Genomic DNA, 18,413 nt, shown 5'->3' on the forward strand with positions numbered 1-18,413 from the left:
ATCAGAGCCAAAGTCCGGGGGCTGTTCTGAACGACGCACTTCTTGCCGTTTCCGCCAGTGGACTCATCGAGCTGCTGGCCTTTCATCCCCCCGGCTGGGGCGGGGTGCTGTTGGCCGGCTTTGTAAGCTCGCTGCAGATCGCGATCGGTGCCTATCTGCTCGGGCTGACGATTGGCATCGCGGGTGCCTATGGCAAGCTCTACGGCGGCCCGGTGACGCGCGACCTGCTCGGAATCTACACCACCGTAGTGCGCGCGGTCCCGGAATTGGTGCTGATCCTTTTGATCTATTATGCCGGCACTGATCTTTTGAACCGCGCGCTTGCGCTGGGCGGCATAGACCCTGTCGACATTGGCGGCCTGACTGCGGGCATTGTCACCCTCGGCTTCGTCCAGGGTGCCTATTCGACCGAAGTATTGCGTGGCGCGATCCTTGCTGTGCCGCAAGGTCAGATCGAGGCGGCGCGCGCCTATGGCATGGCACCCTGGCTGATGATGCGCCGCATCACCCTACCCGCCATGCTGCCCTTCGCGATCCCCGGCCTCGCCAATCTTTGGCTGATCTGCACCAAGGATACCGCCCTGCTGGCGGTGGTGGGTTTCAGCGAGCTGACCCTGATGACCCGCCAGGCCGCCGGAGCAACCAAGGCCTACTTCACTTTCTATATGGCCGCTGGCGCTCTCTATCTGGCGCTGACGCTGTTTTCCAATCAGATTATCGGCTGGGTTGAGCGGCGGTCGCGGCGCGGCATGCCCGGGGTGGCAGAGGGCTCCTGATGGCGGCGGAGAACAGCCTGCGCGCACGCACGCTTGGTCGGATCGAGCCGCACCGGCTGGTGATGCTTGCCATCGGTGTGGTCATCCTAGTGGTGGCAGCCACAACCATGCGCTGGAACTGGATCCCGGCCTATTACGACCTCGCACTCGAAGGTATCTGGCGCACACTCTGGCTGCTGGCGGCGACCAGTGTTTTGGGTTTCCTTCTGGCAGTGCCGCTTGGGCTGGCGCAAGCGGTGGGTCCGCGCTGGCTGGCCTGGCCTGCGCAGACGTTCTGTACCGTCATTCGCGGCACGCCGCTCCTGTTGCAGTTGTGGCTGCTCTATTATGGGTTGGGCTCTCTGTTCCCGCAATTCCCGTGGATACGTCAGTCAGAGCTCTGGCCCTATCTGCGCCAGGCATGGCCCTATGGCGTGCTGGCGCTGACGCTTTCCTTTGCCGGCTATGAAGGCGAGGTGATGCGCGGCGCCTTTGCCGGCGTGCCGCGCGGCCAGCTGGAATCAGCGCGGGCCTTTGGAATGAGGCGTTTCACGATTTTCCGCCGTATATGGCTGCCTCAGGCGATTCACCGCGCGCTACCGACACTGGCGGGCGAGACCGTGCTGCAACTGAAGGCAACGCCGCTGGTCGCCACCATCACCGTAGTCGACATCTACGCGGTCTCCTCAAGGGTGCGGCAGGACACTTTCATCACCTATGAGCCGCTTCTGCTGCTGGCGCTGATCTATCTGATCATCACTGGGATCCTCGTGTTCCTGTTTAAGCGGCTGGAGATACGTATCCCCTCGCGGCTGGGCTAGGTGCTGCAAAAACACTCGTGAACCTTACCAGCGGGCGGGACGACTGATGTCCAGGAACAGCAGTTCCACCGCGAAACCTATTGAGGATCACACCAAATGAATATTTTCCCGATCGCTAAAATCGCTCATGCAGCCGCCGTCGGCGTTATCATCGCCGTTTCGATGTCCGCATGGACCACCCCATCGCTGGCCTATGCCTGCAAGGCTCTTCCGGTGCAGGCGGAAGCCCTGTCGATCACCCAGACGTCAGCCCGCGCCCAGGCACTCAAGAACTGGTCGGCCAAAACCAAGGACAAGTTCCATCTCGCCTGGTCGGTATGGGACATCTCCAAGGACAAGTCGTTGACCTGTCGCAAGGGAGCCGGAAATTGGAGCTGCAAGGCCAAAGCAAAGCCGTGCCTCTACGTCGTTCCATAAGGCGCCCCGTCAACCGGTTCACGCCTAAGGCTCGCTGCACGGCTCGTCAGATCTGTCTGGCGGGCCGTCGTGTGCTGGGCGCCGCCACTGTCAACGTTTTTTTAGTCCGCCCCGCCACGATCCCGCTGCTCGATCTGCATGAAATCAATGGCCTCTGTTACTAGCGGGCAAATGACCCCACCTACTTACAACCGCCGTGTACCCGGTCCGCGCGACTACAGCATGGGCCCGGCAAGGTCCTCGAGAGCAGGGCATATGAGCCGCTCAGGCCTGACAAAGGTTTCCAGCGTCTTGAGCATGATTTCGATTTCGCGGGTTCTTTTCGGCGATTTGGCCGACATGCGCTTTGGCGATGGCTCGCACTTTGGCTAGCGAGACCGCGATCTCGGTAGAGCGCCATCAACTGGCAGCACTCGTCGATAGTAAAACCAAGACTGCCCTCGCCACTCAGGAAGGTCAGCCGGCGAATGTCTTCCGTTGAATAGTCACGGTATCAATTGCTTGCGCGATCCGGAGCAATAAGCGCGATGTCCTCATAATAGCAGATGGTCTTTGCCATCAGGCCGCTCAGTTTCGCTGCTTCGCCGACGGTCACCGCTCTGATGTCCTTCCTAAACCAACCGAAATGACGTTCGTATGTCTTACAAACTGTTGCTAAATTACCATAGGCCGCCATGGTTAAGCGTCCAGGCGCCTCCCATCAAGGGGATGCATCTTGGAAAGCGTGAAAGGTCAATTAAGAATAAAGGCGAAATTGCGGCCCGAATCGGGTGGCAATCCAAGTGAATGGTGGGGGCCGCAGACCGATGCAGATGAAAACACTTGCAACGCTGGCAGGTTTGGCGATCGTCACCATGCTTGCAGGCTGCTCGACCGATGGCTCGATGCAGATGTTCTCCAGCGACTATGGCATGCGCCGCGACGCGGGCTATACGCTTCCCACAATTCCGATCAGCAAGTTGGATCGCAAGTTCCATCGCCAGGTTGTGCGCTACGAGACGAAGGAAGTGCCGGGCACGATCGTTGTCGATACCAAGTCGAAATTTCTCTATCTGGTTCAGCCTGGCGGAAAGGCGATGCGCTACGGAATCGGCGTCGGCAAGCAGGGCTTTGAATGGAACGGCACCGCGCGCATCGCGATGAAGCGCGAATGGCCGGTCTGGACACCGCCTGCCGCAATGATCAAACGCCGCCCAGACCTGGCGAAATACCGCGACGGCATGCAGCCCGGCATCGACAATGCGCTGGGTGCCCGCGCGCTCTATTTGTTCAACAAAAACGGCGACACTGGCTACCGGTTGCACGGCACCCCTGAATGGTTTTCCATTGGCAAAGCGATGTCGTCGGGCTGTATCCGCCTGATCAACCAGGACATTATTGACCTGCACAATCGCGCTGAAGTGGGCGCCAAGGTTATCGTGATGTAGCAGCCGCCGGCGCCTTGGGTGCCGGCCAAAAATTTACGCGAGCCGTCTCGGCAACACAGACGCCGCAAATAAAAAACCGGGCCTTCAAGCCCGGTTTTTTATTGGATGAACTGCGTGTGGCCTGAAAAATCAGATCTGTTCGACCTGCTGCACTTCCGGCACGAAATGGCGAAGCAGGTTCTGGATGCCATGCTTTAATGTGGCGGTGGATGAGGGACAGCCGGCGCAGGCGCCCTTCATGTGCAGAAACACGGTGCCCTTTTCGTAGCCACGGAAAGTGATATCGCCGCCATCCTGGGCAACTGCAGGGCGCACCCGCGTATCGAGCAGCTCCTTGATCGTCAAGACGATCTCAGCGTCAGCCTGGTCGAAGAATTCGGCGGTCTTCTCGCCATCATCGGCGGCGGCCTGTGCGCCCGAGCCCATGACCGGCTGGCCGGACATGAAATGCTCCATGATGGCGCCGAGGATCGCAGGCTTCAGATGCTGCCAGTCCGGGCCGTCCTTGGTGACCGTGACAAAGTCGTAGCCAAAGAACACGCCGGTGACACCGGAGATATCAAACAATCGGCCAGCCAGAGGCGAGGCCTCGCGCGCGCTGTCTGCATCACGAAAATCGGCGGTCCCGGAGGCAAGGACCTCTTTGCCGGGTAGGAATTTCAGGGTTGCTGGGTTGGGCGTGGCTTCGGTCTGAATGAACATCATGGGCTCCGCGCCCAGCTCTGATAGCGGGCAAGTTTTGGAATAATTCTAAATAGGCCCGTTGAGAGCGTAGTTCAAGCCAAAGATGACCGGCGCGTCCGGCGCGGACGGAACAAATTTTCTATGCCAGGTTTTCGATATCCTCATCAGAAAGGTTTTGCGGCACCACTGTGACGGGTATCGGAAACGCGGCGCCCTTGCCGGCAATCGAGGCAACTAGCGGACCCGGACCCTCTTTGGCCGCACCTGCAGCCAGAACAAGTATAGCGATATCCTGATCATCCTCGATCAGCTTGTGGATCTGCTCGTCGGGCCGACCTTCAAGTACCACCTGCTCCGGTTCAATGCCGAGCGCTTCGCGCACCACTTTCGCATGGCCGTCGAGCGCCGCATTGGCGGTTGCTGTCGCCTCATCTCGCATGATCTTTTCAACACCCAGCCAGTGCTGAAAATCACCGGGCTCAATGACATATAGCAACACCAGCACGCCATTCGTGCTCTTGGCACGGCGCGATGCATAGGCGACTGCGCGCTCGCATTCGGGGGTGTCGTCAATGACCGCGAGAAATTTCCGTCGGTGTCCGGCTTCGCGGCTCAAACGTTTCGAGACCATGCACTACCCCTGAAGGTGAAGAATCGCGCGCAATCTGCCATTCGCGCGGTGCAGGAGCAAGCCGTCAGTGGTCGCGTGTGTTTCCCGGGCTGGCAGTCCGCCCCTTCAGGCCCGCCCACCAATGTTTGAGTTTTACATCAATACCGATGGGTTGAAGCTTCACATCCCCAACTCCCAATCCCTGCCTGCCCGTGCGCAAAGCCTGTTCACGGGAGAGACGCAGGGTGATCACCGAATAATCATCTTTTGCAAGCGGCGCGGCGAAACCGGCACGCGTCATGTAGAGCGCGTCCTTTTCCTCCGCAACGCCCATGGAGACGGCGACAGAACGACCGTTGACGCACAGGTTGAGCGCGTTGAGAGCAAGCCGATGATGATGGAAGAAAGTGACTGAGAAGAACGCTTTTCCTGCCCTGCGAAAGGGGATGAGGATCCGCGGACGCGGATTGCAGCCAACGAAGCGGATGCCCGGTGTCGGATCCGCAGGCAATTGCCAGTCCAATGCCCGCGGCGCATCATCCTGCAGGAGTGTTTCGGGCACCTCAAGCGTTATAAGATTTGGGCGCAGATTGCCCTTCACCCGCGCGTTGGCTGTCGCGAAATATCCCGTGGGGTATTGATCAAAATCGAGATGGCGCACGTGCATGAAGGTGCCCGCCTGGTGCGCGCGGCGCAGCTGCCCCTGCAGGTAGCTGTCATGTCGCGGACGCTGAATATGCTCCAACATACGTTCCTGCTCGCCGGATTCGTGAACCAGATAGCTCAAGTAGCGGTGACCGGCAGCGAATTTATGCACGCTGATCGCCTGTGTGGAACGAAAGCGCAGGCCAGCCCGTGCCGCCCGCAGCAGAAAATCAGCATCCACGGGCGCTCGGATGTTCTGTGGGTGCTTCCAGATACCAATGCGGTCCGTCACATGTGCGCGATGCGCAAAGCTCGAAGGCGGAAAGAAGTGCTCAAAGGGCGCGTCGTCGCCGGCAAACAACCCTGTAATCTCCCGGAAATCACTGCCGCGCGGGCCATGGAATATCGCCCCTCCCACCGCGAAATCCAGGCCACGATCGGTATCAAACAGGCTTGCAAGTGTTGCGAGGTGGTTCGGAAGCCAGATATCATCATGTCCGATATAGGCGATGATGTCGCCTTTCGCTGCCGCGATGCCTGCATTGTTTGGGAAGGACTGGCTGCCGCATCTTTCGCTGAGATTGACCCAGCGCACCCTCTCACCCAGAAACGGGCGCACGACCTTTTGCGTATCATCGGTGCAATTGTCGCCAACGATCAGCAGTTCCAAGTCGCCATGGGTCTGAGCGAGCACCGAACGGATGCTCGGAACGATATGGCGACCACGATTATAGGTCGCCATGATGACTGAGATCACGGCGCCCATCCGGCGAACTGGTAAGGGATGCCGGGATGATCATAAGGCACCCGCAATTTGTCAGGGTCGGAGGGATCATAGGCGCGGGTGGGCATGTTTACGAAAGTCGCATCACGATCACCGCGGTTTTGAACGCCGTGCACCACCTGAGGCGGTATTGTGAGAACAATCTTGTTGGCACTGCCCACGTCTAGAATGTTCAGCTTTCCATAGGTCGGGCTTTCAGCTCGCAAATCGTAGAGCACGACGCGAATACTGCCATTCGTGAAGGCCAGTCGGTCATGTTGACGCTTGTGGTAAACCCAGGCTCGGACCGATTTTGCCGCTGCGGTCACCAGGTAGACGTGCGGTGAGTTCTGCCCCGCTTCGTTGAGGTCAGACAGCAGGACCGTCAGGTCGCCGCGCTTGTCGAATTTGGTCACCAGACGCTGGAGGCGTACACCTTCAATCTGGTTGTCGAGTGAAATGTCGGCGAGGACCGGTGCGGTCTCGATCCATGGCGTGTCGTCGGTAAAGTCGTCCAGTCCAATGTTCACGGCACGGCCCCCTTAGCTCGTGAGGAGGCCTAGGATAGGCCAGCCTCAATTTCCATTCAAATAAGGAATGCCCCAAATTTAATCCGTCGATCCTAGTGCTGGAGGAAACCCATGATCTCGCGCACGCTCTTCATCGTCGCTTCGGCGCGCGCGCCGGCTCGCTCGCCACCATCGCGCAGCACGCTGTCGACATAAGTACGATCCGCCGAAATGCGGCGCATTTCGCCGGCGATAGGCGCCAGCTTTTCCACCGCAAGGTCGGCCAACGCCGGCTTGAACGTCGAGAATTGCTGCCCGCCAAACTGCTGCAGCACCGCTTCCTTCGTCATATCGGTGAGGCCCGCATAGATCCCGACAAGGTTTTCGGCCTCGGGCCGACCTGCCAGTCCGTCCATTTCGCTTGGCAACGCGTCGGGGTCTGTCTTGGCTTTGCGTATCTTTTTGGAAATCGTGTCGGCATCGTCAGTCAGGTTTATGCGCGACAGGTCAGACGGGTCGGATTTCGACATCTTCTTCGAACCGTCGCGCAGGCTCATAATGCGCGCAGCCGGTCCGCCGATCACCGGCTCGATCAGCGGGAAGAAGCCATTTACGGTTTCCTCGCCGACCTGCATTTCCACGCCGACGCCAAGCTCCGCAATGCGGCCTGAAAAATCGTTGTTGAATTTCTGAGCGATATCGCGTGTCAGCTCGACATGCTGCTTCTGGTCGTCGCCCACTGGCACGTGCGTGGCCCGATAGACCATCATGTCAGCCGCCATAAGGCTGGGATAGGCGAGCAGGCCAAGCGAGGCGTTCTCGCGGTCCTTGCCGGCCTTGTCCTTGAACTGCGTCATCCGGTTCATCCAGCCGATGCGTGCCACGCAGTTGAACACCCAGGCCAGTTCGGCATGCTGCATGACCCGGCTCTGGTTGAACACGATGTGCTTCTTGGGGTCGATGCCTGAGGCCAGAAATGCTGCGGTGATCGAGCGCGTCTGGTCGGCAAGGTCCCCATGCACCAGCTGCGCGGTGATCGAGTGCAGGTCAACCACGCAATAGATGCAATCGGATTTTTCCTGCAGCGCTACAAATTTGCGGATGGCACCGAGATAGTTGCCAAGATGCAGATTGCCGGTCGGCTGAACACCGGAAAAGACGAGGGGCTGGAAGGCGGTCATGATGGTGTATCCGTGGCTTGTGGAGGGCCGTTTCGCGCGCGGCGAAATGCGAGCGGTGTCTATGAACGAGCACGGGCCACGTTTCAAGCAGTTGCATCTGACACGGCGGGCTTTGAGGTGGCTAGCGACCGGATAAAGCTACGGATGTCACGCGCAAATTCATCGGGTTGCCCGAGCGCGCCGAAATGTCCGCTGCGCTCCAACCGGGTCCATTGCCGAATATCGCTGAAGACGTGGTCGGCAAGTGAGCGTGGGGGACGAAGAAGCTCGGCGGTCCCTTGCGGTAGGCGACCGGTTCACGCTGTTTCGCTTTGCTGCCATCGCCATCTTTGTCGGCATTGCTGACAGAGCGCGAGCCGGGAGCGCGGCGTCGGAAAACGCCCACGAAGTTGGCGCGGATTAACTTATCCAGACCGCGTAGCCAAACCGCCAGCACTGACGTCTGACACCGGTGCCGGCACCGGCTTTTCCGGCAAGCCGGTGAGGGCGCGCAACGGCCACGGCAGCCATTCAGCGGCTATGCTAAAGGCCAGGGAGCCAACGAGCGTCATGGTGAGCACCGCTCCATACTTGGCTCCAACGGACCCCTCCATCGGTAGGATATAAAACAGTGCTGCCACGATGATCGTCTGATGGACGATGTAAAGCGGGAAGATTTTTCTGTTGAGCCATGTGACTGTCGCGTTGCTGCGGTCGAGGTGGCGGGCGGCAAACCCGACCAGGGTAAGGATCATCGACCATGCCAGCGCAAATAGAAGGGTCTTGTAAAGAACCGTCATGTTCTCATAGTCGCCAATCGGGTGCGCCGTGCCGATGCGCCACGAATAGTGATAGAGCACTACCGTCAAAAGGAGCGCCAAAACCGTGCTCGTCCAGCGCTGCTCGACGATGCTGCCAATGACCGCACGGTGATGCTTTGCGACCAGAAATCCCAGTCCGAACCAGGCTGTCCAGGCTGCAAACCACGCGCCATCATTGTAAAGTGCATTGGTCTGGCGCGGAAACAGCGGCGACAGCGCAAGGTTGAGCGCCAGCGGCAGGAGAAACAGGAGATAGATGCCCGCCGAGCGCGCCGTGGCCTCGAAGGCTTCACCGACCCTGCGGAACCGCGGCTGGAGAAGAACCTGGAACAGCGGGTAGCAAAGAACAGTCATCACCAGCAGATAACCGACGAACCACATATGGGCCCAGGTAAAATTGCCGGTCGGGTATTTGCCTTCGGTGAAATAGCGTGTGAGCCAGAACGCGCCGAGCGAGCCGTGATAGCCGTCTTCGTACATGCGCTCGTACCAGACCTGCGGCACGACGATTACGCACATCGCAAAGATCAGCGGGATGAACAACCGAGCGAGACGCTCATACAGAAACTGCACGCTGCTATGGGATCGGAAGGCAAAATAAGTGCCCATGCCTGACACGAAGAACAACAGCGCCAACCGCCATGCGCGGGGAAATTTCATGATCTCGGACAAAAGCGCGCTGGTATCGCTGCTCTGGATCAGCCAAGTCAGGTCCGGAAAAAACGCGACGGACGAATGATAGAGGATGAGGAAGAGGAAGGCTCCCACCCGGAGGGCATCGACATAGTGGAGACGGCCTGACGATTGCATACGATACCCGCGCGCCAACAGGCCGGCGCATGGCCGCACCTGGTTTCAGCATTTGTGTCGTGCAAAGTTTAAGAAACCGAAGGGGAACTCTCTAAAATTTTCAGAGACGGGCACTCAATCCGGTGCGGCGGGGGGTGCAACCCTGCGACGGATGGAGCGGCGGAGCATGCCGAGATCCGCACCCCCGGTGCCAAAGGCAACCACGAAATAAATCAGCGCTGCGCCACCGACGAGCACGCCCACCGCGCCGGCCTGAATAGGCAGCGGCGTCGTGGATGCCAGATAAGGCGCCATCGGCACCATGGCAAAATGGATCGCCGCCGCCATAACGCCCGCCGCGAACACAAGGCGGGGAATGCGGGTCAAAAGCGGACGGTCGGTGCCCCAGTGTCCGCGCTTGACGAGGAAGGCGAGCAGCAGGATCGCGTTGATCCAGCCCGCCACTGCAGACGCCACCGCAATGCCCGGCGCGCCCATATCGGGAAACAGCGTAAGCGCGATGGAAATATTCACCACCACCGAGATCGCGGCAAAGATCATCGGCGTGCGCGTATCTTCACGAGCGAAATAGCCGGGCGTGAACGCCTTGATGAGCACGAAGGCCGGCAGGCCAACACCAAAGATGGCGAGAATGGCCGAGACCGTCGGCGTGCTGTTGCCCGCAGCAAACGCGCCACGCTCATAGAGCAGACGCACAATCGGCTCCGACATTACCAGCAGCGCGGCTGCCGCCGGCAGCGTCAGGAATAGAGTGAACTCCACTGAACGGTTTTGTAGACTGGCCGCTTCCTTCTCGTTGCCTGCTTTTAAGGCCCGCGCCAGTTCGGGCAACAGAACAATGGCCACCGCAATGCCCACGACGCCGAGCGGCAACTGGTAGACACGGTCTGCATAAGTGAGCGAGGACACCGCGCCATCCTGGCCGGACGCTATCGCCGTGCCGATCAGCTGGTTGATCTGGGTGATTCCGCCGGTGATGGCAGCGGGAAAGGCAAGCACCAGCAGGCGTTTCACATTGGGTGTCAGCTTTGGCTTGCGAAAGCCGATTGAAATTCCGGCATGGCGCACAGCCGCCCAGACGATGCCAAGTTGCACGAGCCCGGCAGCGAGCACGCCCCAGGCCAGCGCATAGCCGACGCGCAACCCGTCATGACCTTCATACCACGCATAGCCCAGCACCATGATCAGGATAATGTTGAGGAACACCGGCGCCACTGCGGCGGCAAAATAGCGGCGCAAAGAATTCAGCATACCGCTCATCATGGCGCCGAGTGACATACACACCAGATAGGGGAACATGATCGTTGCGAGTGCCTTGGTCAGCTCGAATTTTTCCGGATCGTCGGTGAAGCCGGGCGCGATGATGGTCGCCACCAGGATTGGCATCGACAGCTGCATAACAATGGTCAGCACCAACAGCACCGAAAACAGGACGCCAAACACCTCTTCGGAAAACTTTTTCGCGCCCTGCGTTCCGCCTGCCTCGATTTCTTTGGCAAACAGAGGAACGAAGGCGGCGTTAAATGCGCCTTCGGCAAACAGCCGGCGAAAGGTGTTGGGAAACTGGAATGCTGCGTTGAAAGCATCGGCAATAGGCCCGGTGCCGAGTGCTGCCGCCATTAGCATTTCGCGGGTAAAGCCCAGCAGCCGGCTCATCAGCGTGCCGGAGGCGACGGTGGCGAATTTCTTGACCAGGCTCATGGGTGCCTTCGTGAAATGTGTGGCATGATTTTCATTCTGCCGCGGCAGCAGTCGAGGTTCGGGCTTTGGCTGTGCGCGCTGCAGCGGGCCCCAGGAGCGTGACAAGCAACGCCTTGCGGATCGTATCGAGCCGGGCAGGACTGACGATCTTCTGGCCGGTCAAGTCCGTGAGATAAAATGTGTCGACGACCTTCTCGCCAAAGGTGGTGATGTGGGCTGAAGCGATATCGAGCGACAGGTCGGAAAGCGCACCGGTGATTTCCGACAACAGTCCGGGGCGGTCGAGGCCGGATACTTCCACCACTGAAAACCGGTTAGACAACGTGTTGCGGATTTCGGCACGGGGCTTGATACGGAATGTCCTGGCGCCGCGCCGGGGCTTCGTGCGTTTGGCGATCATCTCGGGCAGCCAGGTCCGGCCTGACAAAACTTCCTCGATCAGCTTGCCGACGCGCTCGGCGCGCCGCCGCTCATCATCATCGCGGTCAAACTCGCGATTGATAAGGATCGTATCCAGCGCCCGCCCGTCCGACGTGGTGAAAATCTGTGCGTCGACGATATTGGCACCAGCGGCAGAACAGGCGCCGGTGATGACCGACAGCAGGCGCGGGTGATCCTGTGCCAGTACAGTAATTTCGGTGACTGCCTCGAATTCATGCATCTTGACCATGGTCGCAAGGCGATGGCCGGCTTTGTCGGCATCATGGATAAATCCGGCATGGCGAACCTGGTCAGAGAGGTCGACGGTCAGAAGATAGTTTTCATAGTGCAGCCCAACGATGCGCTTGCGCTCGGCCTCGGTCCAGTCGGCCAGCGCTTCGGCAAGATGCTCGCGCGCCACGGTAATCCGCTCGGCCCGGGTCACTTCCGAGAAGCCGCCGGTCAGCAAAAGCTCGGTCTCGTAATAGAGCGTACGCAGCAATTGCCCTTTCCAGCCGTTCCATACGCCGGGACCCACACCGCGAATGTCGCAAACGGTAAGGATCAGCAAAAGCTTCAGCCGCTCCACTGATTGCACGATGTCGGCAAAGTCCTCGATAGTCTTGCGGTCGTTGAGGTCGCGCGTCTGCGCGGTCATCGACATCACCAGGTGATTTTCCACCAGCCAGGCCACCATCTCACTGTCAGTGCGCGACAGGCCCATATGCGGGCAAATGCGCCGTGCGATTTTTGCACCGGCTTCCGAATGGTCCTGCGGCCTGCCTTTGGCGATATCGTGCAGAAGCACGGCAACATAGAGCACCTCGCGCTGATGCCGCACCTCGCCGATGAGGCGGTGGGAAAGTGGGTGGACCTTTTCACCGTCGCCGCGCTCGATCTCCGATAGCACGTCGATGCAGCGCAAAAGATGTTCGTCGACAGTGTAGTGGTGATACATGTTGAATTGCATCATCGCGACAATCTTGCCGAAATCGAGAATGAGCCTGCCGAGTAGGCCCGCTTCATTCATGCGTCTGAGATTGAGCTCCGGCTTGCGGTCGGAGGTCAGGATATCCATGAACAGGCGGTTGGCTTCCTTGTTGCGCCGGAGGTTGCGCTCGACGAGCTTCAGCGACCGAGTGACCAGCTTCAACGCGTCGGGGTGATACTCCAGCCCGTGCTTGTCTGCAAACCAGAACAGGCGCACCAGATTAACCGGGTCTCGTTCGAACACACCCTCATCGGCGATGTTGATGCGGTCATTGTCGATGATGAAATCGCTGGTGCCGGCAAGTTTTCGACGCCTCCGTGTGAAGGTGGAAAAAAGGCGGTTAAAGCCCGAGACATGGCTTGCCTGTTCTTCCTCAAGCGCGGCGCAGAAAATGCGCGTCAAATCGCCGACATCCTTGGCGACAAGGAAATAGTGCTTCATGAAACGCTCGACCGCTGACAGGCCCGGGTGGCTCTTGTAACCCAGCCGCTCGGCAATCTCGCGCTGAATGTCGAAATGCAGCCGCTCTTCAGGCTTGCCGGTGAGAAAATGCATATGGCATCGTACAGCCCACAAGAAGTCCTCAGCCTTCAAAAACTGCTTGAACTCCTCGCGCGTGAAAACCCCTTGTGCCACTAGTTCGCCGACCGAACGTTCGCGGTAGAAATATTTGCCGATCCAGAACAAGGTCTGAAGGTCACGCAGACCACCCTTGCCGTCTTTTACGTTGGGTTCGACGCGGTAGCGGCTTTCACCTTTGCGGCGGTGACGTTCATCACGCTCGGCGAGTTTGGCCTGTGCATATTCAGCGCCCGTATCCTTGACTACCTCTTCATCGAAGCGGTTGATGAGATCATCGAACAGTTTTTTGTCGCCCCGCACGAACCGCGCTTCCAGAACGGCAGTCCGGATGGTCATATCGGAGCGTGACAGGCGCAGGCATTCGTCCGTGTTGCGGGTGGCGTGGCCAACCTTAAGCCCCATGTCCCACAGCATATAGAGCATGTATTCGATAATCTGCTCACCCCAGGGCGTCTGCTTGTAGGGGAGGAGGAACAGCAGGTCGATGTCTGACCCCGGCGCCAGCGTGCCCCGGCCATAACCGCCAACTGCCACAACCGCCATGCGCTCGGCAGAAGACGGGTTTTTCGAGCGATAGACATGCGTTGTAGCAAAATTGTAGAGAGCTTTGATCACCTCATCCATCAGATGCGAAAGACGTTGAGCGCAGGCTGCGCCACTGCCATCGTCATGCAGCATTGCCTCGGCAACAGTCCGCCCATCGGAAATTCTTTGCTTGAAAATATCGAGCGCCTGCGCCCGCACCGTGTCGGACGCGCCGTCACCGCCGGATTTTTCCGTCAGCCCGCTGAGTGCGCTTCGCAAGGCGTCACCGTCGATCAGTTCATCGAATTTGAGAGGAGTTTTCGCCATCAGTCACTGGTGAATTTCATTGGGCCGGGTCTATAGCGCGTTTTTGCTCGTCTGGGTATGGCGGCATTGCTGCCGATTTTGCCTCGCGCAAGCCTCGACATTGCAACCCAAATTGTGTACCCGCACCCCTCCCCGCAAAGGGGTTCGCACGTTTCAGCAATCATACAAAAGGACAGACCATGCGACCGGTCAGCGGCGGCATCGATTTTGGCACGTCCAATTCCACAGTGGGCGTCATGACAAATGGCAAGCCGAGGCTCGTGGCGCTGGAAGGCGCTGAGCCGACTTTGCCCAGTGCCGTCTTCTTCAATTTCGAAAATAACACGACCTGTTTTGGCCGCAAAGCGATCGCCAGCTATGCTGGAAATGTGGAGGGCCGCCTGCTGCGTGCGCTGAAGAGCGTGCTTGGCACATCTTTGATGGCAGATAAGACCCGCATCAAGGCGCGCTCCATCGCCTTCACGGAGATTATCGGCTCGTTTCTCGAACATCTGAAATCTGCGCTTGATCGCAACGTCGGTCAGCCGGTCGAACATGTGGTGCTTGGTCGACCAGTTCGCTTTGTCGATCAAGATGATACCGCTGACCAAAGCGCCCAGGATGCTCTGGAACAGGCCGCGCGCAAGCTCGGTTTTCGCAACATCGAGTTTCAGTTCGAACCCATCGCCGCAGCCCTCGACTACGAGCAGAGCGTTTCGCGCGAAGAGCTGGCGCTGATCATCGACATTGGCGGCGGTACATCGGATTTTTCAATCGTACGCGTCTCGCCTGAGCGTGCCGCCACCAGCGATCGCAAGGATGACATCCTTGCCTCCAGCGGTGTGCATATTGGCGGTACCGACTTCGACCGGCTTTTCTCGATTTCGCAGATTATGCCGCATCTCGGCTACCTGTCGCCCACCAAGGACGGCAAACGTAACCTGCCCGCAGGCTATTTTATCGATCTTGCCACATGGCCACGCATCAACCTGCTTTACACGACCAAGGCCAAGAACGATCTGAGATCCATCCGCTTCGAGGCAGCCCGACCTGATCTGGTGGAACGCTTGATGGATATTGTTGAGCACAAGCAGGGTCACGCGCTGGCCGGTGAAGTGGAACGTTCCAAGATAGACCTGACAGATCAGGATGCCGCGCGCATGGCACTCACCCTGACAGATGAGGTGCTGGACATCGCGCTCACGCGTCAGGGCTTCGACGACTCAATTGAGCGCGCAGTTACCACCATTTCGCAAACCATCACCGCCACCTTGGCAGATGCAGGCGTCGATGCCTCGCGTATTACCACCTTGTTCCTGACAGGCGGCTCGACATCCGTGCCGCTTCTGAAGGAGACTGTGCTTGCCATGTTCCCCGGTGTAAATGTTGTCGCGGGTGATATGTTCGGCAGTGTCGGGCTTGGCTTGGCGCTTGATGCCCAGCGTAAATTCGGCGCTTGATCACGAGAGGCGGGGGGCTGACAATTGGAACTTCCGCCGCTCCTTAGGCAGGCCGTGGACAAGGAACTGGACGGTGTGCCGCTTGCGGATCTGAAGCGGGCATCGGACACGCTATCACGCCGCTATCGGGGTGAAGTTCGCGACGGTCGGCTGCATCTGTCAGATAAGCTTGCAGCCCATGCCTATCTGGCAGCGCGTCTTCCGGCCACCTACGCCGCCGTGCGTGCCAGCCTTGCTGCGGCATCAAAAATGCGCCCAGATTTTGTACCCCGCACCCTCCTCGACATAGGCTCCGGCCCCGGCACAGCGCTGTGGGCTGTACAGGATTGTTTCGAGACGTTGGATAGCGCCACTTTGGTTGAGACAAGCCCTGCCATACGGGCCATGGGCGAGGCGTTGTCAGTCCATACAGCACTTGCCAGTCTCCAATGGGTTTCAGGCGACATTGCCAAAGGCCTGCCTCCGCTCCCTCGTGCGGATCTGGTAACGCTCGCCTATGTTCTGGATGAGCTGACGGATCAGGCATTGGCGCCTCTGATCGAGCTTTTATGGGCGCAGACACAAGGCATGCTCTTGGTTGTCGAGCCCGGCACGCCCGCCGGCTGGCAGCGCGTTCTGGCCGCGCGCCAGGTGCTGCTTGCCGCCGGCGCACAGATTGCCGCGCCTTGCGCGCATCATTCGGCATGTCCAGTGACCGCGCCTGACTGGTGCCACTTCTCACGGCGCGTGGCCCGCTCACGTTTGCACCGTCAGACCAAAAGTGCCGAAGTGCCGTGGGAGGATGAGAAGTATATTTTTCTCGCTGCCACTCGACTCCCTGAAGCGGGTGCATCAGCCGCGCGCGTCCTGGCACCACCGCAGGGTTCAAGCGGAATGGTTCGGCTGAAACTCTGCCAGCCGGATGGCTCGCTTGACCAGCGGGTTGTGACCCGTCGTGAAGGACAGGCATTCAAATCCGCCAGCCGGCTCGATTGGGGGGATGTCTGGCAAAAAAGTTAGCGGGCACGCGGCCACAACCCGCAAACCCTTGCCGCTGCCAAACTTTTAACACCATTCATAAACTTCTGCCTGTCATGGTCCGGCAAAGCATACTGCAATGCATGGTGAATAATGCACACGTTGTTTGGCGCCGGCCAAAACAGCAGCGAAAACCAGGATCTGGCCTATACGGATCCGCTGACTGGCCTCGGAAATCAAAGACGGTTCTTCGATAAGGTCAATCGCCTTATCAGCGACAGGTCGGAAGACCCGGCGCCCTTTACCGTGGGTATCATCGACCTTGACGGTTTCAAGCCCATCAACGACCTTTTCGGCCATAAGGCGGGCGACGATATCCTGATCCAGGTAGCACTTCGCCTGCGGGCTGCGATGGACGGACATTCGGCGGTGACGCGCATCGGTGCCGATGAATTCGCCTTTCTCTACCCTATGGTGTTCAGCGAGGAAGCGGCGGCTGAAAAAGCTCGCATGCTGATCGAGATTCTCTCTGCTCCTTACGATGTGGGAGAACGCACCGCGCGGCTTTCGGCCTCAGTCGGCTGCGCACTCTATTATTCCGGCGATGAGACGACCGAGATATTGCTGCACAAATCCGAAACTGCGCTTTACCAAGCCAAGCGGGCGGGTCGCGGACAGGTTGTAGTCTATACGCGCGAGATGGAAGAAGCCGCCACCCGCGTCACCCGCATCGAGCAGGCGTTGCGCCGCGCGGTTTCGGCAGGTGAAGTCGAGCCGTATTTTCAGCCGATCGTCGACCTAAAGAGCCGTGAAGTGATCGGTTTCGAAGCGTTGGCCCGCTGGACGGATCGTGACCTTGGCCCCATTTCTCCGGTGAAATTTATCCCCATCGCCGAAGAGCGTGGCATCATTGGACCGCTCTCGCAGTTGGTGCTGCGCAAAGCCACCGAAGCAGCCCGCAACTGGCCGGAACATCTGTTCCTCTCGTTCAACCTGTCTCCTTCGCAACTGGTCGACCAGAACACCGGCCTGCACATTCTTGCAATCCTGCACCGCACCGGCTTTGACCCGCGCAGGCTGGAAATCGAAATTACCGAAACCGGCTTGATGGGCGATCCTGTGTCGGCAGAAAAGATCGTTGCCGATCTGCGCCGTGTCGGCATCAGAGTCTCTCTTGATGATTTTGGCACAGGCCAATCCTCGCTCGGCCGGTTGCGCGAATTTCATTTCGACAAGTTGAAGATTGATCGCGCTTTCGTGTCATCCATTCTGGACGACCGCCCGTCTGAACACATTATCCGGGCAATCTTGGCCATGTGCGAGGGGCTTGGCATGGATGTCGTCGCCGAAGGCATAGAGGAAGAAGCGCAGGCCGAGCGGCTCATCGAATTTGGCTGCGCCGGTGGCCAGGGCTATCTATTCGGGAAGCCCGCTGATGCCGACGCAACGCTAGGCTATCTGCGCGACCAGTTCCGCGGCGCTATGCGCGCGAAGGCGTTCTGATTTCAGAACGCTTTGAACGTCAGGGTTGTCAGTGACCGGACGATGCCCGGCACATTGGCAACATTATCGTTGATGAATGTGCCGATATCCACATCTGCATCGACGTAGATCTTCATCAGCAGGTCATAGTCTCCGCTTGTCGAATATAGCTCCGACGCCACCTCGCGTTCGTACAGCGCACTGGCAACCTCATAGGTTTTCCCGGGTTGGCATTGAAGTTGAACAAAAACTGCACGCATAGATTGCCTCACAAAAAGGGTGCAGCCGAGATTAGATCAACCGGCGCGCCTCATCCCGCTGCTTTTGGCCATATCCGCCCGCCTGTCAACTCGCTCAATGGCAGCTGAACGTCAGGAGACTTTCGCCCGGGCGCTGAATATCAGCACCGTTGGAAGCCGGGAGTTCGGGCGTCGCGTGATCAATGCTGGCTAACCGTAGCAGAAGTGCACCAATCGAAAACGAAGCGTATGCCTTGCAGTTGGACGCCTTTTCGTCCAGGAATTCCGGCATGACGAACCGGGCATTTTCCCGGCGTCTAGAATCAAG

17 protein-coding genes are annotated in these 18,413 nt (G+C 58.9%); 7 read left to right on the forward strand and 10 right to left on the reverse strand.

Features of this window, described 5'->3' with window-relative positions; all coding sequences use genetic code 11:
• Positions 1 to 65: 65 nt before the first annotated feature.
• The 3 genes from GA830_RS05740 to GA830_RS05750 all read left to right on the forward strand — a co-directional run bounded on the left by GA830_RS05740 (position 66) and on the right by GA830_RS05750 (position 1,993).
• Positions 66 to 776 carry an ABC transporter permease gene (locus GA830_RS05740; protein ID WP_195164794.1) on the forward strand — a complete coding sequence of 237 codons (711 nt, stop codon included), beginning with the start codon at positions 66 to 68 and terminating at the stop codon, positions 774 to 776.
• Positions 776 to 1,576 (forward strand): ABC transporter permease, encoded by an 801-nt coding sequence (locus GA830_RS05745; RefSeq protein WP_195164121.1) that lies wholly within the window; start codon positions 776 to 778, stop codon positions 1,574 to 1,576. The genes GA830_RS05740 and GA830_RS05745 overlap by 1 nt, the downstream gene beginning before the upstream one ends.
• 96 nt (positions 1,577 to 1,672) lie before the next feature.
• Positions 1,673 to 1,993, forward strand: a complete 321-nt coding sequence (locus GA830_RS05750) for a hypothetical protein (RefSeq protein ID WP_195164122.1) — start codon at positions 1,673 to 1,675, stop codon at positions 1,991 to 1,993.
• Positions 1,994 to 2,486: 493 nt separating this feature from the next.
• On the opposite strand, the gene GA830_RS20280 is transcribed toward GA830_RS05750, so the two are convergent.
• A complete protein-coding gene (locus GA830_RS20280) occupies positions 2,487 to 2,669 on the reverse strand; it encodes a MerR family DNA-binding transcriptional regulator (RefSeq protein WP_195164123.1) in 183 nt (60 codons plus the stop codon).
• 130 nt (positions 2,670 to 2,799) lie between these two features.
• Between GA830_RS20280 and GA830_RS05760 the strand changes: the two genes are divergently transcribed.
• Positions 2,800 to 3,420, forward strand: a complete 621-nt coding sequence (locus GA830_RS05760) for a L,D-transpeptidase (protein ID WP_195164124.1) — start codon at positions 2,800 to 2,802, stop codon at positions 3,418 to 3,420.
• 129 nt (positions 3,421 to 3,549) lie between these two features.
• Here the strand turns inward: GA830_RS05760 and GA830_RS05765 are convergent, their stop codons facing one another.
• The 8 genes from GA830_RS05765 to GA830_RS05800 all read right to left on the reverse strand — a co-directional run bounded on the left by GA830_RS05765 (position 3,550) and on the right by GA830_RS05800 (position 13,968).
• Positions 3,550 to 4,122 carry a NifU family protein gene (locus GA830_RS05765; RefSeq protein WP_195164795.1) on the reverse strand — a complete coding sequence of 191 codons (573 nt, stop codon included), beginning with the start codon at positions 4,120 to 4,122 and terminating at the stop codon, positions 3,550 to 3,552.
• A gap of 121 nt (positions 4,123 to 4,243) precedes the next feature.
• On the reverse strand, positions 4,244 to 4,735 hold the full coding sequence (locus tag GA830_RS05770) for a universal stress protein (protein ID WP_195164125.1): 492 nt from the start codon (positions 4,733 to 4,735) through the stop codon (positions 4,244 to 4,246).
• Between the two features lie 64 nt (positions 4,736 to 4,799).
• A complete protein-coding gene (locus GA830_RS05775) occupies positions 4,800 to 6,125 on the reverse strand; it encodes a glycosyltransferase family 2 protein (RefSeq protein ID WP_195164126.1) in 1,326 nt (441 codons plus the stop codon).
• On the reverse strand, positions 6,113 to 6,652 hold the full coding sequence (locus GA830_RS05780) for a dTDP-4-dehydrorhamnose 3,5-epimerase family protein (protein ID WP_195164127.1): 540 nt from the start codon (positions 6,650 to 6,652) through the stop codon (positions 6,113 to 6,115). The genes GA830_RS05775 and GA830_RS05780 overlap by 13 nt, the downstream gene beginning before the upstream one ends.
• A 92-nt stretch (positions 6,653 to 6,744) precedes the next feature.
• Positions 6,745 to 7,812, reverse strand: a complete 1,068-nt coding sequence (gene trpS / locus GA830_RS05785) for a tryptophan--tRNA ligase (protein ID WP_195164128.1) — start codon at positions 7,810 to 7,812, stop codon at positions 6,745 to 6,747.
• A gap of 404 nt (positions 7,813 to 8,216) precedes the next feature.
• Complete coding sequence (locus GA830_RS05790) at positions 8,217 to 9,422, reverse strand: acyltransferase family protein (protein WP_195164129.1); 1,206 nt, start codon at positions 9,420 to 9,422, stop codon at positions 8,217 to 8,219.
• A gap of 114 nt (positions 9,423 to 9,536) precedes the next feature.
• A complete protein-coding gene (murJ, locus tag GA830_RS05795; RefSeq protein ID WP_195164130.1) occupies positions 9,537 to 11,123 on the reverse strand; it encodes a murein biosynthesis integral membrane protein MurJ in 1,587 nt (528 codons plus the stop codon).
• 31 nt (positions 11,124 to 11,154) lie between these two features.
• Positions 11,155 to 13,968, reverse strand: coding sequence for a [protein-PII] uridylyltransferase (locus GA830_RS05800; protein WP_195164131.1), 2,814 nt, complete (start codon positions 13,966 to 13,968; stop codon positions 11,155 to 11,157).
• A 179-nt stretch (positions 13,969 to 14,147) separates the two neighbouring features.
• On the opposite strand from GA830_RS05800, the gene GA830_RS05805 reads away from it, so the two are divergent.
• From GA830_RS05805 to GA830_RS05815, 3 genes are all read left to right on the forward strand, one after another.
• Entirely contained in the window at positions 14,148 to 15,407 is a 1,260-nt protein-coding gene (locus GA830_RS05805) for an Hsp70 family protein (RefSeq protein ID WP_195164132.1), read from the forward strand.
• A gap of 24 nt (positions 15,408 to 15,431) precedes the next feature.
• Complete coding sequence (locus GA830_RS05810; protein WP_195164133.1) at positions 15,432 to 16,406, forward strand: small ribosomal subunit Rsm22 family protein; 975 nt, start codon at positions 15,432 to 15,434, stop codon at positions 16,404 to 16,406.
• A gap of 111 nt (positions 16,407 to 16,517) precedes the next feature.
• A complete protein-coding gene (locus GA830_RS05815; protein ID WP_195164134.1) occupies positions 16,518 to 17,867 on the forward strand; it encodes a putative bifunctional diguanylate cyclase/phosphodiesterase in 1,350 nt (449 codons plus the stop codon).
• 2 nt (positions 17,868 to 17,869) lie between these two features.
• Here the strand turns inward: GA830_RS05815 and GA830_RS05820 are convergent, their stop codons facing one another.
• Positions 17,870 to 18,106: an Lrp/AsnC ligand binding domain-containing protein gene (locus GA830_RS05820; protein WP_195164135.1), complete on the reverse strand. Its 237-nt coding sequence runs from the start codon at positions 18,104 to 18,106 to the stop codon at positions 17,870 to 17,872.
• Between the last annotated feature and the right edge of the window lie 307 nt (positions 18,107 to 18,413).

Source organism: Mesorhizobium sp. NBSH29 (assembly GCF_015500055.1).
Taxonomy (GTDB): domain Bacteria; phylum Pseudomonadota; class Alphaproteobacteria; order Rhizobiales; family Rhizobiaceae; genus Neomesorhizobium.

Excerpts from the sequence above, each read along its gene's own strand:
- GA830_RS05745 (WP_195164121.1), top strand. The coding sequence starts at position 776 with ATGGCGGCGGAGAACAGCCTGCGCGCACGCACGCTTGGTCGGATCGAG.
- GA830_RS05750 (WP_195164122.1), top strand. The coding sequence starts at position 1,673 with ATGAATATTTTCCCGATCGCTAAAATCGCTCATGCAGCCGCCGTCGGC.
- GA830_RS20280 (WP_195164123.1), bottom strand. The coding sequence starts at position 2,669 with ATGGCGGCCTATGGTAATTTAGCAACAGTTTGTAAGACATACGAACGT.
- GA830_RS05760 (WP_195164124.1), top strand. The coding sequence starts at position 2,800 with ATGCAGATGAAAACACTTGCAACGCTGGCAGGTTTGGCGATCGTCACC.
- GA830_RS05765 (WP_195164795.1), bottom strand. The coding sequence starts at position 4,122 with ATGTTCATTCAGACCGAAGCCACGCCCAACCCAGCAACCCTGAAATTC.
- GA830_RS05770 (WP_195164125.1), bottom strand. The coding sequence starts at position 4,735 with ATGGTCTCGAAACGTTTGAGCCGCGAAGCCGGACACCGACGGAAATTT.
- GA830_RS05775 (WP_195164126.1), bottom strand. The coding sequence starts at position 6,125 with ATGGGCGCCGTGATCTCAGTCATCATGGCGACCTATAATCGTGGTCGC.
- trpS (WP_195164128.1), bottom strand. The coding sequence starts at position 7,812 with ATGACCGCCTTCCAGCCCCTCGTCTTTTCCGGTGTTCAGCCGACCGGC.
- GA830_RS05790 (WP_195164129.1), bottom strand. The coding sequence starts at position 9,422 with ATGCAATCGTCAGGCCGTCTCCACTATGTCGATGCCCTCCGGGTGGGA.
- murJ (WP_195164130.1), bottom strand. The coding sequence starts at position 11,123 with ATGAGCCTGGTCAAGAAATTCGCCACCGTCGCCTCCGGCACGCTGATG.
- GA830_RS05800 (WP_195164131.1), bottom strand. The coding sequence starts at position 13,968 with ATGGCGAAAACTCCTCTCAAATTCGATGAACTGATCGACGGTGACGCC.
- GA830_RS05805 (WP_195164132.1), top strand. The coding sequence starts at position 14,148 with ATGCGACCGGTCAGCGGCGGCATCGATTTTGGCACGTCCAATTCCACA.
- GA830_RS05815 (WP_195164134.1), top strand. The coding sequence starts at position 16,518 with ATGCACACGTTGTTTGGCGCCGGCCAAAACAGCAGCGAAAACCAGGAT.
- GA830_RS05820 (WP_195164135.1), bottom strand. The coding sequence starts at position 18,106 with ATGCGTGCAGTTTTTGTTCAACTTCAATGCCAACCCGGGAAAACCTAT.